Origin of the sequence: Microbacterium sp. Bi121 (assembly GCF_918698005.1) — a bacterium.
Taxonomy (GTDB): domain Bacteria; phylum Actinomycetota; class Actinomycetes; order Actinomycetales; family Microbacteriaceae; genus Microbacterium.
In genome coordinates this window covers 454,270-469,343 of the sequence record NZ_CAKKLJ010000001.1, presented here as the reverse complement: position 1 = coordinate 469,343, position 15,074 = coordinate 454,270, and the positions used below count along the sequence as shown (strand labels likewise).

Below are 15,074 nucleotides of genomic sequence, written 5' to 3'. Positions count from 1 at the left end.
ACCGAGGACGAAGGCGTCTTGTGACTTCAGATCAGCAACCTCAGCGCACCGGCATCCTGCGCCGGACAGCGCGCTACATCACCGGCATCGAGCTGGTCATCGGCGGTGTCTCCGTCCTGATGATCCTCGTCCTGGTCTTCTATCAGGCGCTCCAGCGCTACCTGCCGTTCGAGAGCCTCGCCTGGACCGGCGAGCTCGCTCGGTTCGCGCTGCTGTGGGCGACCTTCGCAGCCATGGGTGTGCTCGTCACGACCCACGGCCACATCGCCCTCGAGCTCGTCGACTCCCTCCGCAACCCCATGGCCGTCCGGTTCATCCAGGTGATCTCGCTCGTCATCGTGGCCGCTGCCGCCTTCGGCATGACTCTCGAGGCGTGGGCGCTCGTCCAGACGCAGGGCATCGTGAAGTCGCCGGTGCTGCGGGTGCCGATGTCGTGGGTGTACATCCCCGTGCTCATCGGTGTGGTGAGCACCACCATCCGTGCGCTGATCGCCGCCGCCGACATCGCCATCCACGGCCCGATCATCGCCGAAGTCGATGAGGACCAGCCGGAGGTGGCAGGACTGTGACTCTCCTCCTCCTCGCCCTCGCGATCGCCATCCTCCTGGCGATCCGCGTCCCCGTCCCGTTCGCATTCCTCGGCCCCTCCCTCGTCTACATGGCGATCGAAGGGCAGTCGCTCGGCATGGCCCTGCGCACAGTCACGAACGCCGCCAGCAGCTTCCCGCTGCTCGCCGTGCCGCTGTTCATCTTCCTCGGCGCGCTGGCCAACCACGCCGGCATCGCCGACCGGCTGTTCCGCTTCGCTCAGGCGCTGCTCGCCAACGTCCGCGGCAACCTCGGCTACGTCGCCGTCGGCACCAGCGTCGGCTTCGCGTGGATGAGCGGCTCGGCCGTCGCCGACGCCGCAGCACTCGGCAAGGTGCAGATCCCCGCGATGATCCGCGCAGGCTACGGTCGCCGATTCGCCACCGGAGTCTCAGCGACCTCGGCGCTGATCGCGCCGGTCATGCCGCCCAGCATCCCCGCCGTCATCTACGCCGGGCTCGCGGCGGTCTCCACCGGTGCGCTCTTCGCGGCATCCGTCATCCCGGCCCTGCTCATGGCCATCGGCTTGTGCATCGTGGTGTGGATGCTGGTGCGCCGGATGGACCACGTGAAGAAGGGCGTGTTCAACCGCGCCGAGTTCCTCGACTCGACCAAGGGCGTCATCCTGCCGCTGGTCGCGCCGTTCATCATCCTCGGCGGCATCCTCGGCGGGTTCTTCACCCCAACGGAGGCAGCGGCCGTCGGAGTCGTCTACATCGGCCTCGTCGGCATCCTGCAGCGCTCTCTCACGCTGAAGGGCTTCATCAGGGCGCTCACCGAGACCGTCACCACGACCGCATCGATCATGATCATCGTCGCCTCGGCGTCGCTGCTCGGCTACATCCTCGCCCGGGAGCGTCTGCCGCAGATGCTCACCGAGCTGGTGTTCGCGATCACCGACAGCCCGGTCGTCTTCCTGATCCTCGTCGCCGTGCTCATGCTGATCCTGGGCACCGTCATCGACGCCACCGCGATCCTCGTGCTCACCGTGCCGATCATCCTCCCGATCGGCAATCAGATCGGCGTCGATCCGATCGTGCTCGGCGTGCTCATGATCCTCTCGCTCATGATCGGGCTGCTCACCCCGCCGGTCGGCACCGTGCTGTTCGTCACGGCAGCGGTCTCGAAGACCCGCATCGGCGAGGTGTTCCGCGGCAGCCTGCCGTTCATCGTGCCGCTGCTGGTCATCTGCGTGCTCATCATCGCGTTCCCCGACGCCGTGATGTGGCTGCCGGGGGTGCTGGGTCTGTGACGCTCGCCGGTCATTCCCGCACCGAGCTCGATCGCCGGCCGGCCGTGTTGATCGGACTGATCGGCGAGGGCGTCACCCCGTCGCTCACGCCGCCGATGCACGAGTTCGAGGGCGCTCGCCACGGCATGCACTACGTGTACCGGACGATCGATCTCGCACCGGCCGAGGGCACCGCCGAGTATCTCGAGACTCTGCTGCGGGCGGCGCAGAGGCTCGGATTCGACGGCCTCAACATCACCCACCCCGTCAAGCAGGCCGTCTTGCCGCTGCTCGACGACCTCAGTGACAGCGCCCGCGCGGTGGGTGCGGTGAACACGGTGGTGTTCACGGATGCCGGCACCATCGGCCACAACACCGACGTCACCGGCTTCGGCGCCGCGCTGACGGACGCCTTCGGCACAGAGCCCCTCGGCCGCGTCGTGCTGCTCGGAACCGGAGGCGCCGGCTCAGCCGTTGCCACGGCTCTGGCACAGCGTCCGATCGACGAGCTCGTGCTCGTCGACCAGGTGCCCGACCGCGCCGCCGCGCTCGCCGCGCAGGTGAGTGCGCTCGGAGGCGCCGCAGCACGCGCGGCAGCCCTCGTCGATCTGCCGGTCGAGCTCGCCGGCGCAGACCTCGTCGTCAACGCGACCCCGATCGGCATGGCCGCCCATCCAGGCACGCCGTTCGACGTCGCGCTTCTGCCGAGCGGCTCCCGTGTCGCAGATATCGTCTACCGCCCCGCGGACACCGCGCTGCTCGCGGCATCCCGCGCCCGCGGCATCCGCACAATGTCTGGCCTCGGCATGGCCATGCACCAGGCAGCCGACGCCTTCGAGATCTTCACCGGGGAGCGCGCCGACCGAACGGCGATGCTCGCCGACCTCCACGACCTGGTCGCCGCCGAGGCGGCCACGACCCCAGCAACACCCGAAACAGCACGACCCGAAACAGCACCACCCGAAACAGCACCACACGCACCAGAAAGAGGAGAGAACCGATGAACGCACGACGCACGCGGCGAACGATGTGGCTCGCCCTTGTCGCAGCACCGGCAATGCTGCTGGTCGCCTGCTCCAGCGGAGGAGAGGGCACCGGCGGCGACGCCGGCGACACCGGAGCGACGCAGAAGCTCACGCTCGCCCACAGTTACAACGAGGACCAGCCCCAGCACCGCTGCGGGGCGCAGGTCATCGCCGATGAGGTGGCGGCGGCCGACGTGGGACTCGAGATCGAGATCTTCCCGTCCAGCCAGCTCGGAGGCGACGCCGACCGCATCGCCTCAGTGGCATCCGGAGACATCGACATCGACATCCAGGGCGCATCCGCCCTCGGCGCCGTCTACGAACCGATCAGCGTGCTCGACGCGGCATACGCCTTCGACGACGCCGACCACCTGGCGCGCTTCATGGCCAGCGACGCCTCCGACACCGTCACCGAGGCGTTCGAGGCCGAGACAGGTGTCCACACGCTCGGGGCATGGTCGGCCGGTGCTCGCCAGTTCACCGCGAACAAGGCGATCCGCACTCCCGACGACCTGCAGGGGCTGCGGATGCGCTTCCCCGGATCGCCGCAGTTCCTGATGAACGCCAAGGCGCTCGGCGCCGAGGCGACAGAGGTCGCGTACGAGGAGCTCTACCTCGCCCTGCAGCAGGGAACGGTCGACGGCCAGGAGAACCCGATCACGAACATCGTCGCCTCCAACCTCAAGGAGGTGCAGGACTACGTCAGCCTGAGCTCGCACCAGCTCAACACGAACCTCGTCATCATCGGCCAGGTCTGGACCGAGCTGAGCGACGAGCAGCAGGAGGCGCTGAGCGCCGCCACAGAGAAGGCCATCACCGAGGTCACGTCGTGCGTCGACGAGGACGAGGCGACGGTGCTGGACGAGTGGCGCTCCGGCGGCGACTGGGAGGTCGTCGACGATGTCGACCGCGACGCGTTCAGCGCCACCGCGGAGGAGTACCTCTCCGGGGCCCTGACCGGAGACTCCCTCGCGGTCTACGAGGCCATCCGCTCGACCTCCGAGTGATCACCTGCATGGCGCGTTCGATTCCGACGTTCACGGGGGAGGTGAGCGGGGACGACCTCGGGGTGACCCTCATCCATGAGCACGTCTTCGTCACCGACCCCGAGCTCGACATCAATATGCCTCACCCGGAATGGGATGAGTCGCTGTGGATCGAACGCGCCGTGCAGACCCTCACCGATCTGCACGCCCGCGGCGTCCGGACCGTCGTCGACCTCACGGTCATCGGCCTCGGCCGTGATGTGCGACGCGTCGCCGATGTCGCAGCGCGCGTGCCGGTGCAGATCGTCGCGGCAACCGGATGCTACGCAGCAGAAGTCCTGCCCCCGTACTTCAGGCTCAACGGACCAGGGCTCGTCGTCGACGGTCCCGATCCGCTCGTGGAGCTCTTCGTCGGCGACATCGAGCGCGGCATCGCCGGCACCGACGTGCGGGCGGGAATGATCAAGATCGCCTCGGGAGACGCGGGCCTCACCCCGGACGCAGCACGCGTGTTCGCGGCTGCAGCCGAGGCGCATCGCCGAACGGGCGTGCCGATCACGACGCACTCGCACGCGGCATCCCGGGGCGGTATCGCCCAGCAGGACGAGCTCGAGCGCCTGGGCGTGCCGCTCGACCGGGTCGTGATCGGCCATAGCGGTGACTCGACCGACTTCGCGTACCTGCGCGGTCTTGCCGACCGCGGCTCTTTCCTCGGGTTCGATCGGTTCGGCATGGAGCACGTCGGCCGCGATGAGGATCGGGTGCGGATGCTGCTGCAGCTGCTCGACGCAGGCTACGCCGACCGCATCGTGCTCTCGCACGACGCCGCCGTGTTCAGTCGTGTCACCCCGCCTTCGTGGCGCTCGGCGCACACGCCGTCGTGGAGGATGTCGCATCTGTTCGAGACCGTGCTTCCGCAACTGCGGTCGGCGGGGCTCGATCAGGCGACCGAGCATCAGCTGATGGTCGTGAATCCGCGGCGTGTGCTGGCGGGTGGGGCATGATGTGGGGGTGGACAGCGTGAGCGAACCGGTCGTGCGGAAGCGCGATGCCGAGCGGACCAGGGCAGAGCTGCTCGAGGTCGCGACGGAGGCGTTCGCCGAGTCGGGCTACGCGGGGACGCGGGTGGATGAGATCGCCGAGCGCACCCTGACGACGAAGCGGATGATCTACTATTACTTCGGTGGCAAGGAGCAGCTCTACCTCGCCGTGCTCGAGAACGCCTACCGCGGCATCCGCGAGACCGAGCAGTCGATCCACGCCGGCGACCTGCCCCCGGTCGAGGCGCTTCGTCAGATCGCCGAGCTCACGTACGACCATCACCTGAACCACACCGCGTTCATCCGCCTGGTCTCGATCGAGAACATCCATCACGGCGAGTTCATCAAGCGCCTGGGCGCCCTGCGTACGCTGAACCAGCCTGCCGTCGACGTGCTTGAGACGGTGCTCGAGCGCGGCCGCGCCGAGGGGTCGGTGCGCACCGACGTGGACGCCCTCGACGTGCACCTGCTGATCAGCTCGTACTGCTTCTTCCAGGTGGCCAATCAGCACACCTTCGGGTACTTGTTCGACCGCGACCTGCTCGCCGCGGACCGCCGCGAGCACCTGCGCTCGATGATCGGCGATGTCGTGGTCGCCTGGATGACCGCGAAGCCCTGACCTCAGATCAGGCGGCGCAGTGCCTGCTCGAGCGAGATGCCCTGCGCGTCGGCGCGATCGCGTAGGCGTGCGTGCTCGTCGGGTGTGAGTGCCACGTGCAGGTCGATGGCGGATGCCGCGGACCCAGCCGCATCGTCAGGGGTGTCGAAGACGTCGAGAAGCGAGGATGCCTCGGCCCAGAGCGGCTGCGCTGAGGGGGACTCGGACGTCGGGACGGGGACCGGGGCAGAGGCCGCCGCACCCAGGGCGAAGCCCGGACCGCGGTTCGGCTCGCGCTTCGCCTGATACGCCTTCGCGGCGGCATTCGCCCGCTCGTCTGCGGCTTCGTTGAGATCGTGCCCGGCATGCCCCTTGACCCACGCGAACTTCACGTCGCGGTCCTGCATCGCGGCATCCAGCGCCTCCATGAGGTCGCGGTTCAGCACCGGCCCGCCGTCGGCCTTGCGCCATCCGCGGCGCTTCCAGCCCGGCATCCACTTGGTGATCGAGTCGATCACGTACTTGCTGTCGCACATGATCAGCAGCGACTCGCCGGTCGCGGCCGTCGCCTGCAGCAGCTCGAGAACGGCCTGCAGTTCGCCCTGATTGTTCGTGCCGTGGGGGGATCCGCCCGCCGCCCAGTTGTCGTCGTCGATGTACCACGCCCAGCCGTTCGGGCCTGGATTACCGAGGGCTGAGCCGTCTGCCGCGGCGGTGATCGTCATCCTTCAACCGTAACGGGGGACGGCGCGGCTTCACGCCCGCCGGAACACGTAGTACCCGACGACGGCGCCGTGATTCACGACGCCCTCGCCCGTCCCCCACATCCGCGCAGAGGTCGTCGCGCCGCTCTCGATGAACGTGAAGGCGCTCGACTCGAGCCGCCATCCGATCTTCTCGACCTCGCCGAGGAAGTACCCGATGCTCTCATCGTGCGACGCCATGTTCCCGGCCGAGCCGAACGACGACTTCTCTCCCGTGAGCAGGCTGACATCCACGGCGATCTGCAGCAGCGCATCACCCCGGTCATAGGTGTGATGCGCGAGCCCCAGCAGCCGGGACGCCTCTTCAGCAGCAGGCATGGTTCCCCCTCGTATCCGTCTCGCGGGACAGCCTAGGGCTATCGCAGCATCGACCATGCGTGCAACTTCGCCACGAGAGGACGATCCTGGACTCATGAGCACCGAAGGGAGCAGCCAGCGCATCGACACCGACTGCGCGATCGTCGGCGGAGGCCCGGCCGGGCTCATGCTGGCGCTCGCGCTTCTGCGGCACGGCATCCGCGTCACCGTTATCGAGAAGCACGCCGACTTCCTGCGCGACTTCCGCGGCGACACGATCCACCCGTCGACGCAGGAGCTGCTCGCCGACCTCGGCCTGCTGGACGAGTTCTTGGCCCTGCCGCACGACGACATGGAGCGGGTCACCGTCAGCTGGCAGGGGTCTGAGCTCGTGCTCGCCGACTTCACCCGCCTGCCCACGCGCCGCAAGGTCATGACGTTCATGCCGCAGTGGGACTTCCTCGATCTGCTCGCCGAAAGCGCGTCGCGGCATCCGGGATTCACGCTCATCCGCGAGACGCGCATCGACGGCCTGATCCGTGAAGACGGCAGAGACGACGGCCGCGTGACCGGAGTCGCCGGCGCGGGCCCCGACGGCGACGTCACGATCCGCGCACGCCTCGTCGTCGATGCGTCAGGCCGTGACTCCGACGTCCGCTCCGCCGCCGGCCTGCATCCGACGGGCGTCGCCGCCGCGATGGACGTCCTCTGGTTCCGCCTGGCCAAGCGCGACGGTGAGACGTACCCGTTCATCCAGGCGGGCTCCGGGATGATCATCACGATCGACCGCGGCGACTTCTTCCAGATCGCCCACGTGATCCCGGCCGGCACGTGGAGCGGCACGGACGCCGACCTCACGATCATGAAGCAGCGCATCGGGCGGATCTCGCCCCGCATGGCGGATGCCGTCGCCGCCGTCACCACCGACGACGTGCACCTGCTGCGGGTCAGGCTGGAACGGCTACGCCGCTGGTTCACCTCCGGGATGCTGTGCATCGGCGACTCCGCGCACGCGATGTCGCCGGCGGGCGGGGTCGGGATCAACCTCGCGATTCAGGATGCCGTGGCCGCTGCCCGCATCCTCGGGCCGGTGCTTCGCGGCGGCGGTGCACCGACCAACCGAGACCTGCGCCGTGTCCAACGTCGACGCTCATGGCCGACACGGGTCACGCAGTTCGTGCAGCGTCGGCTGCAGGGTCCGTTGATCGCGGAGCGGACTCCTGATGCGCCGCTGCCCCTGCCTCTGCGATTGTTGCGCGATCACCCTCGGCTGACGCATCTGACCGGACGCTTCGTCGGCCTCGGAGCGAGGCCGGAGCGCTTCGAGCGGATCGAGCCCGGCGTCTAGGGTCGCGCGATCGCGATCACAGTCGTGCGCTGCATGCCTGATGAACCCGTGCGCTGTATGCCTGCATCGACCCGCGATTCGTACCGCACCGGCATCCCCGGGTGGTTGACCGCGAACCAGAACGCCTCCGGGGCGGCATCCGACGACTCGCGCACCTCGTAGCGCAGGCACTCCACGCGTCCGATCGGCAACTCCAGCGTCTCGGACGACAGCGTCGTCAGATCAGCGGGGAACGCCGCGTGCCCCTGCAGCTCGCGCCAGGTCACGCGCGAGCTCGTGATCTCGCCCTGGACGATGCCGGTCGGGCCCGAGATCCAGCGCTCGAGCGTCGCACCCTCGTCATCGGCATCCCGGAACCGGTTGACCCTGATGTGCGATGCGCCATCGGGTTCCTCCACCAGCATCCGGATCGTCTTGCCGCCGCGCGCGCCCGCGTGGATCTCGTCGGCCGTGAACGGCGTCGGCAGCAGGCCGGGGCCGAGCACGTGCGGGTCCGGTTCGGCTGCAGGGTCTTTCGGCGCGGCATCCGATGCATCCGATGCCTCAGGGGCGGGTGGCGCGACGGGGAACACGACCGACGTGTACTGCGCGCCGAGGCCCACCTCCATCGGGTCGACGACGGGTGCCGTGTCGAGCACCTCGGCGGCATCCCTCGGCCCGCGCGGCTCTCCGGGCAGCGCAGCCCAGGTGTTCTCGTCTTCCTCGCGCTGCGTGAACAGTCCCATGGCGTCCTTCAGAAATCGGCGATGATGAGCTTCTTCATCCCCATCATCTTCGTGTACGCGTCCGGACGCGACATGAGCTCGCCCATGTTCTCCGGAATGATCTGCCAACTGAGCCCGTATCGATCAGCGAGCCACCCGCACACCTCGGCCTCCGGCACGGCGGTGAGGGCATTCCAGTAGTGATCGAGCTCGTCCTGATCGGCGACGCGCACCTCGAGCGAGATGCCGCAGTCGAAGGCGAAATCGTGGTCGGGGCCGCCGTCCATCATCGAGAACCATTGCCCCGCCAGTTCGAACTCGCCGAACATCACCGTGCCGGGCTGTGCGTGCGTCGACTCCGGCGGGTGCACCGCGATATAGCCGACCTCTCCGTCGGGGAACAGCGAGGCGTAGAACTCCGCCGCTTCCCTGGCCTTGCCGTCGACCGACTCCGTGAACGTCAACTGCGGGATGAGGAACGGACGCGACTCGCCCTCGGGGTTCGTGAGGATGAGCTGCCAGTTGACGCCGAAGCGATCCTCGACCCACCCGTACCGAGGGCTGAACGGGTACTCGCCGAGCTCCATGCGAACGGTGCCGCCCTCGGCGAGTCCGGCCCAGACCTCGTCCAGGCTGGCACGGGCGGCATCCCGATCGCCGTCGAAACGGACCGGATCGAAGTTCAGCATGAACGAGATGGACGGATTCGGGCGGAACTCGTCCCCCGCATTGATCAGCGACAGCTGGAAGCCGTCGACGTCGACATCGACCGTGAGCGTTTTGCCGGCGAACTCGGCCTGCCAGTCCGCGACGACGTCCGGATACCGGGCTGTGACCTTCGATGTCGTATGGGGCAGGAGGCCGGCGTAGAACTCACCCGCCTCGTCGGCGTTCTGATTGCACCAGATGTTGGGAATGATCTTCTGAGACATCGCGGCTCCCTCGGCGGGCTGTTCTCGGGTGATTAGATCGTGCTCCGCGGTGACCGCGGAAGCAAGGGGGTTGCGCCCCGGACTGCTCGTCTGTCTAGGGTGGATCGATGGCTTCTCTTGCAGAGTTCACGCTCGAATGGACCTCGTGGATCGGCACGCTCATCGCAACAGTCGTGGCGGTCGTGATCGTCTCGGTGATCGTGACCGGCGTACGGTTCGTCGCGGGTCGCGCGCGCGGCCGCTCAGCGTGGATCGCCGACCTGGAGCGACGCATCCGCGTGCCTGGCATGACCTTGGCGTTCGTGATCGCCGCGTGGATCGTCTGCGCCACGACCGCACCGGCGTCGCTGTCGTGGTGGCCGGTGCTCGATCGTCTGCTGCTCATCGCCACGGTGCTGGTCGGCGCGTGGCTGCTGTCGACGCTGGTGACGTTCGGCATGGAACGGCTCATGCAGTACGACAGCCGCAAGGATGCCACGAGCCCTGAGGCCCGGCGTCGCCAGACGCAGCTCACCGTCCTCAATCGGCTCGCCGTGGTTCTGGTCGGTGTCATCGCGGTCGGGGTGGTGCTGTTCTCATTCCCCGAGGTGCGGGCGGTGGGCACCAGCATCCTGGCATCGGCCGGTGTCGTCAGCATCATCGCCGGTCTCGCCGCGCAGTCGACGCTCGGCAACCTCATCGCCGGGGTGCAGATCGCGTTCACGGACGCGATCCGCGTCGGCGACGTCGTCGTGATCGAGGGCGAGTGGGGGCGGATCGGCGAGATCAACCTGTCGTACGTGGTCGTCTACATCTGGGACGAGCGCCGGCTGATCCTGCCCTGCACGTACTTCACATCGCAGCCGGTGGAGAGCTGGACGCGCAGGTCGGACAAGATCCTCGGCACCGTCTACATGGACCTCGATTGGCGTGTTCCGGTGGATGCCGTGCGCGAGAAGTTCATGGAGATCATCGAGGGCTCGGATGCCTGGGACCGCCGTTCGGCAGGCATGGTCGTCACCGGTTCGGAGGGCGGGCACGTCACGCTGCGGTTCACGGTGTCATCGGCGAACTCCGGCGATCAGTGGGATCTGCGATGCCTCGTGCGCGAGAAGGTCATGATCTGGCTGCAGCAGGAGCATCCAGAGGCGCTGCCGGTCACTCGCGTGATGCTGGATCGCCCGGCTTAGTCGTCCGCGCCGCATCCGCATCGCGGACCGCATCGACGAGATCCCGCCAGGCGCCGCGCAGCTCGGAGTCGGCGAGTTCGCGCTCGCGCTCTTCGCTGGGCATGCGCACCTGGATGCTCCACACGTAGCGATCGGCGCCGGCATCGTGCTCGGCAGGCGCGTTCCACGGGCAGCGATCGATCAGCACCAGCCAGTCATGCGCCTCGGGGCGCGGCGTCTCGACCCGCCAGCGGCGTCGGAGGCCGGCGATCCCGCCCGTCCGGACGACCGCCACGACGAGGAGGTCGTCCTCATCAGCGGTTGCCCGGTCATCCGGTGCGTCGATTTCCTTCGGCATCCAGCACTCCCACGGTCGTCCACGCGTCGCGTACTGCGGCGGTCACCTCCTCACCGTACTCGCGGGAGGCCGCGTCGACAGTGGCATCTGCGAACTCGCGGAATGTCGCCGTCGGCGAGAGTCCGTCGCTCAGCGCGCGGTACCAGACGGTGCCGGCCCGCTCCCAGGCGTTGCCGCCCAGGGCGCGCGCCGCGAGCGCGAACGCACGATTCGGGATGCCGGAGTTGATGTGCACCCCGCCGTTGTCCTCGGTCGTCCGCACGAAGTCGCTCATGTGCGCTGGCTGCGGATCCTTGCCGAGCTCGTCGTCGTCGTACGCCGTGCCCGGCTCGATCATCGATCGCAGCGCCACGCCCTGCACTTCGTCGGTGAAGATGCCCGCACCGATCAGCCAGCTCGCCTGATCCGCCGCCTGCCCCTCGGCGTACTGCTCGGTCAGCGCCCCGAACACATCGGCGATCGACTCGTTCAGCGCGCCGGGCTGGCCCTGGTACTCGAGGTTCGCGGTGTGCTGGATCACGCCGTGCGCCAGCTCGTGGCCGATGACGGTGACCGAACCGGTGAAGCCGCGGAACACCTCGCCGTCGCCGTCGCCGAAGACCATGCGCTCGCCGTCCCAGAAGGCGTTGTCGTAGTCGGTGCCGTAGTGCACCGTCGCGTTCAGGGGCGCCCCCAACCCGTCGAGCGAGTTGCGCTGGAACGCCGAGAGCAGCAGTTCGAACGTGGCGCCGAGGCCGTCGAACGCCTGGTTGACCGAAGCGTCGTCGACCGGCCCGTCGTCTTCGGTGCGCACCACGGCGCCGGGCAGCGTCTCGGTGCCACCGGCATCGCTGATCGTCCGGTTCGGAGCGTCTGTCAACTCGGCGACGAGATCACCGTGCTCGTCGATGGACAGGTTCAGGCGGGCACGGAACTGCGGTCTGCCCGCGAGCAGCGTCTGACGCGCAGCATCCGCAGCCTTGGTGAAACGGCCCGACTGCGCGAGGCGGGCGAGAAGGTATGCCGGGATGATGCCGTGTGCCTGTGCGCTGTGGTCCATGTGGCCGACGATACGCGCGGGTTCCGACAGAGTCACGGGTGCTGCGGTGTTGCGTGATCCGCTGGCCGAATCCCAGACGGCATCCGCTCTCAGGTCGCTCGCGTAAAATCAGCCCAATGACCGATGCCTCTGCCGACAGCTCTGCCGACAGCTCAGCCGACCTCGGCGAAGGCCTCGACCCTGACGATCTCGCCACGACCCTTCGGGTCCTCCAGCAGCTCGACAAGATCAGCGAGCAGCACCCCGATTACATCGCCGTGCGCCGGGCGACCGCCGCGATGTTCAAGGCCGTCAAGCGCGTGCGCCGCAAGGAGATCCGCGACGCGATCGCCGAGGCGGACAAGGCCGTCGTGGCCAGGACCGCGACCGGCGCTCCCGATCGCATCGACGATGAGACGCGCGGCAACGACCTCGCCTCGAGCGTGGATGCCCCGATCGCCGGCGAGCTGCTCAAGCCCCGCAACTGCTACATCTGCAAGCAGCCGTACACGCTCGTCGACGCGTTCTACCACCAGCTCTGCCCTGACTGCGCCCGCTTCAGTCACGCCAAGCGCAACGCCCGCACCGACCTCACCGGCCGCCGCGCCCTGCTCACCGGAGGGCGAGCCAAGATCGGCATGCACATCGCGCTGCGCCTCCTCCGCGACGGCGCGCATCTGACCATCACCACGCGCTTCCCCAGGGATGCCGTGCGCCGGTTCTCATCGCTGTCGGATGCCGCGGACTGGCTGCACCGCCTCCGCATCGTCGGCATCGACCTGCGCGACCCCGCCCAGGTGATCGCGCTCGCCGACTCCGTCGCGGCTCAGGGCCCGCTCGACATCCTCATCAACAACGCCGCGCAGACCGTGCGGCGTTCGCCGGGTGCATATTCGCTGCTGGCGGATGCTGAGATGCAGCCGCTCCCGGACGGGCCGCTGCCCGAGATGGAGACGTTCGGGCACACCGCCGACCCGCATCCCCAGGCGCTGCAGGCGTCGGTCGACGCGAACCCGCTGCTGTCGGTCGCGGCCCTCGGCGGCACTGTCGCCGAGCAGGGCGGGCAGGCACTGACCGCCGAAGACCTCGCACGGCTCGCAATGGCTCCTGGCTCGTCATCGCTCGCCAAGCACGCTGACGGCTCTGCCATCGATGCCGGGGGACTGGTGCCCGACATCGATCACGTCAACAGCTGGGTGCAGTCGGTCGATCAGGTCGATCCGCTCGAGATGCTCGAGGTGCAGCTGGCGAACACCACGGCTCCGTTCCTGCTGATCAGCAGACTCCGGGCGTCGATGCGCGCGTCTGACGCGCACCGCAAGTACATCGTGAACGTCTCGGCGATGGAGGGCCAGTTCTCGCGCCGGTACAAGGGCCCGGGGCATCCGCACACCAACATGGCCAAGGCCGCACTGAACATGCTCACCCGCACCAGTGCCGGCGAGATGCTCGAGACCGACGGCATCCTGATGACCGCGGTCGACACCGGCTGGATCACCGACGAGCGCCCGCACCACACGAAGGTTCGCCTGGCGGAGGAGGGCTTCCACGCCCCGCTCGACCTCGTCGACGGCGCCGCGCGCGTGTACGACCCGATCGTCCAGGGCGAGGCCGGCGTCGATGTGCACGGCGTGTTCCTGAAGGACTACAAGCCGAACCCCTGGTGAGTTCAGCCGCGCCCGATTTCTGAGTCCGCCATGCACACATGCACGGCCCGGGGACGGATGCACGACCGGATCGCCGGTTCGGCCGTGCAAGTGCGCCAGGGCCGTGCATCTGTGCCAGTGGGTGTGCCGGCGGGTGCGGGGATGCCGTCGACCTCGGCCCGCTGCGCGCCGGATGCGGTGAGGGAGTATCGACATTTGACACATCAGATGTCTGATGTCTAGCGTGAAGGGCATGACTGACTCCGCTCTCTCGCCCCGATCCGAGATCCGCTACGGCCTCGTCGGCACCGGATACTTCGGACTCGCTCTGGGGAGAGGCTTCCTGCGTCTGCCCGGCGCCCGCATCACCCGCGTGTTCGACCCCGAGCACGCGGATGCCGCGGTGAGCGAGTTCGGCGCGACGGCGACTGCGACACTCGAGGAACTGTGCGCGAGCCCCGACGTGGACGCGGTGGTCGTGGCATCCCCGAACTGGGCGCACCGCGAAGCGGTCGTTCTCGCAGCGCAGCACGGCAAGCAGATCTTCTGCGAGAAGCCGATGGCGCTGTCGTACGCGGACTGCTCGGCGATGGTGGATGCAGCGAACGAGGCCGGCGTGATGCTGATGAGCGGCCACGTCATGAACTTCATGAACGGGGTGCGCCGCGTCAAGCGGCTCATCGCGGACGGTGCGCTCGGCGATATCGTCTACACCCGCGCTGCGCGCACCGGCTGGGAGGACCCGAAGCCGCAGGTGTCATGGAAGAAGCAGCGCGAGTTGTCCGGCGGACATCTCTACCACCACATCCACGAGCTCGACGTCATCCAGTTCATCATGGGCGCTCCGGAGACGGCGACCATGATCGGCGGCAACGTCGCGCACCGCGGCGAGCGGTTCGGCGATGAGGACGACCTGCTGCTGATCACACTCGAGTTCCCGGGCGGAGCCTTCGCGACGCTGGAGTACGGCTCCGCGTTCCGCTGGCCGGGGCACTACCTGCTCGTGCAGGGCACGCTCGGAGCGGCATACATCGATCTGACGAACGGCGGCGTGACCGTGCGCCGCTCCGGTGCGGAAGAGCGATTCCTGCTGCACCGCAGCGAGGAGGAGGACGCGCAGCGAGCCGCGATCTACGCCTCCCGCGCCGATGCAGGCGGCATCATGTACGGCAACCCGACGAGCACGGCGCCGCTGTGGCTGGTGGGCATCGTCGAAGAGGAGACCGCGTACTTCCACGCTCTGCTGCAGGGAGCCGAGCCGGACCCGGAGTTCGCCGCGCTCACCGACGGGACCGCTGCCCGCCAGTCGATCGCGACGGCGGATGCTCTCACGATGTCGCTGGCCGAGGATCGCAAGGTTCGCGTCGCGGAGATCGTTCAGGGCGGCTGGC

General features: G+C 68.3%; 15 protein-coding genes and 1 pseudogene. 10 read left to right on the top strand and 6 right to left on the bottom strand.

What is annotated here, in order from left to right:
- The first annotated feature begins 20 nt into the window (after nt 1–20).
- The 6 genes from LQZ87_RS02255 to LQZ87_RS02230 are packed head-to-tail and all read left to right on the top strand — an operon-like array spanning nt 21 to nt 5,489.
- Nucleotides 21–569 (top strand): TRAP transporter small permease subunit, encoded by a 549-nt coding sequence (locus LQZ87_RS02255; protein WP_230101812.1) that lies wholly within the window; start codon nt 21–23, stop codon nt 567–569.
- On the top strand, nt 566–1,840 hold the full coding sequence (locus LQZ87_RS02250) for a TRAP transporter large permease (RefSeq protein WP_230101811.1): 1,275 nt from the start codon (nt 566–568) through the stop codon (nt 1,838–1,840). The genes LQZ87_RS02255 and LQZ87_RS02250 overlap by 4 nt, the downstream gene beginning before the upstream one ends.
- Nucleotides 1,837–2,823, top strand: coding sequence for a shikimate dehydrogenase (locus LQZ87_RS02245; RefSeq protein WP_230101810.1), 987 nt, complete (start codon nt 1,837–1,839; stop codon nt 2,821–2,823). Before LQZ87_RS02250 ends, LQZ87_RS02245 begins: the two co-directional genes overlap by 4 nt.
- On the top strand, nt 2,820–3,851 hold the full coding sequence (locus LQZ87_RS02240; protein WP_230101809.1) for a DctP family TRAP transporter solute-binding subunit: 1,032 nt from the start codon (nt 2,820–2,822) through the stop codon (nt 3,849–3,851). The genes LQZ87_RS02245 and LQZ87_RS02240 overlap by 4 nt, the downstream gene beginning before the upstream one ends.
- A gap of 8 nt (nt 3,852–3,859) precedes the next feature.
- Complete coding sequence (locus tag LQZ87_RS02235) at nt 3,860–4,834, top strand: phosphotriesterase-related protein (RefSeq protein ID WP_230101808.1); 975 nt, start codon at nt 3,860–3,862, stop codon at nt 4,832–4,834.
- A gap of 7 nt (nt 4,835–4,841) precedes the next feature.
- Entirely contained in the window at nt 4,842–5,489 is a 648-nt protein-coding gene (locus LQZ87_RS02230) for a TetR/AcrR family transcriptional regulator (RefSeq protein ID WP_230101807.1), read from the top strand.
- A gap of 2 nt (nt 5,490–5,491) precedes the next feature.
- Here LQZ87_RS02230 and LQZ87_RS02225 read toward each other — a convergent pair whose 3' ends face one another.
- Nucleotides 5,492–6,193, bottom strand: coding sequence for a ribonuclease H (locus LQZ87_RS02225; RefSeq protein WP_230101806.1), 702 nt, complete (start codon nt 6,191–6,193; stop codon nt 5,492–5,494).
- 30 nt (nt 6,194–6,223) lie between these two features.
- Nucleotides 6,224–6,550 (bottom strand): hypothetical protein, encoded by a 327-nt coding sequence (locus LQZ87_RS02220; RefSeq protein WP_230101805.1) that lies wholly within the window; start codon nt 6,548–6,550, stop codon nt 6,224–6,226.
- A 94-nt stretch (nt 6,551–6,644) separates the two neighbouring features.
- Here LQZ87_RS02220 and LQZ87_RS02215 point away from each other — a divergent pair, with 94 nt between their 5' ends.
- A complete protein-coding gene (locus LQZ87_RS02215; protein ID WP_230101804.1) occupies nt 6,645–7,877 on the top strand; it encodes an FAD-dependent oxidoreductase in 1,233 nt (410 codons plus the stop codon).
- Here the strand turns inward: LQZ87_RS02215 and LQZ87_RS02210 are convergent.
- Nucleotides 7,874–8,602 carry a DUF3108 domain-containing protein gene (locus tag LQZ87_RS02210; RefSeq protein WP_230101803.1) on the bottom strand — a complete coding sequence of 243 codons (729 nt, stop codon included), beginning with the start codon at nt 8,600–8,602 and terminating at the stop codon, nt 7,874–7,876. The genes LQZ87_RS02215 and LQZ87_RS02210 overlap by 4 nt on opposite strands.
- An 8-nt stretch (nt 8,603–8,610) precedes the next feature.
- A complete protein-coding gene (locus LQZ87_RS02205; RefSeq protein ID WP_230101802.1) occupies nt 8,611–9,513 on the bottom strand; it encodes a VOC family protein in 903 nt (300 codons plus the stop codon).
- Between the two features lie 107 nt (nt 9,514–9,620).
- Here LQZ87_RS02205 and LQZ87_RS02200 point away from each other — a divergent pair, with 107 nt between their 5' ends.
- Complete coding sequence (locus LQZ87_RS02200; protein ID WP_230101801.1) at nt 9,621–10,682, top strand: mechanosensitive ion channel domain-containing protein; 1,062 nt, start codon at nt 9,621–9,623, stop codon at nt 10,680–10,682.
- Here LQZ87_RS02200 and LQZ87_RS02195 read toward each other — a convergent pair.
- Both LQZ87_RS02195 and LQZ87_RS02190 read right to left on the bottom strand, forming a co-directional pair.
- Nucleotides 10,651–11,019, bottom strand: coding sequence for a protealysin inhibitor emfourin (locus tag LQZ87_RS02195; protein WP_230101800.1), 369 nt, complete (start codon nt 11,017–11,019; stop codon nt 10,651–10,653). The two genes, LQZ87_RS02200 and LQZ87_RS02195, sit on opposite strands and share 32 nt — an antisense overlap.
- On the bottom strand, nt 10,991–12,058 hold the full coding sequence (locus LQZ87_RS02190; RefSeq protein ID WP_230101799.1) for a M4 family metallopeptidase: 1,068 nt from the start codon (nt 12,056–12,058) through the stop codon (nt 10,991–10,993). Before LQZ87_RS02190 ends, LQZ87_RS02195 begins: the two co-directional genes overlap by 29 nt.
- A gap of 116 nt (nt 12,059–12,174) precedes the next feature.
- Between LQZ87_RS02190 and LQZ87_RS02185 the strand changes: the two genes are divergently transcribed.
- Nucleotides 12,175–13,704 (top strand): SDR family NAD(P)-dependent oxidoreductase, encoded by a 1,530-nt coding sequence (locus LQZ87_RS02185; protein ID WP_230101798.1) that lies wholly within the window; start codon nt 12,175–12,177, stop codon nt 13,702–13,704.
- Nucleotides 13,705–13,936: 232 nt separating this feature from the next.
- Nucleotides 13,937–15,064 (top strand): annotated as a pseudogene (locus LQZ87_RS02180) (Gfo/Idh/MocA family oxidoreductase); the annotation flags it as partial.
- Between the last annotated feature and the right edge of the window lie 10 nt (nt 15,065–15,074).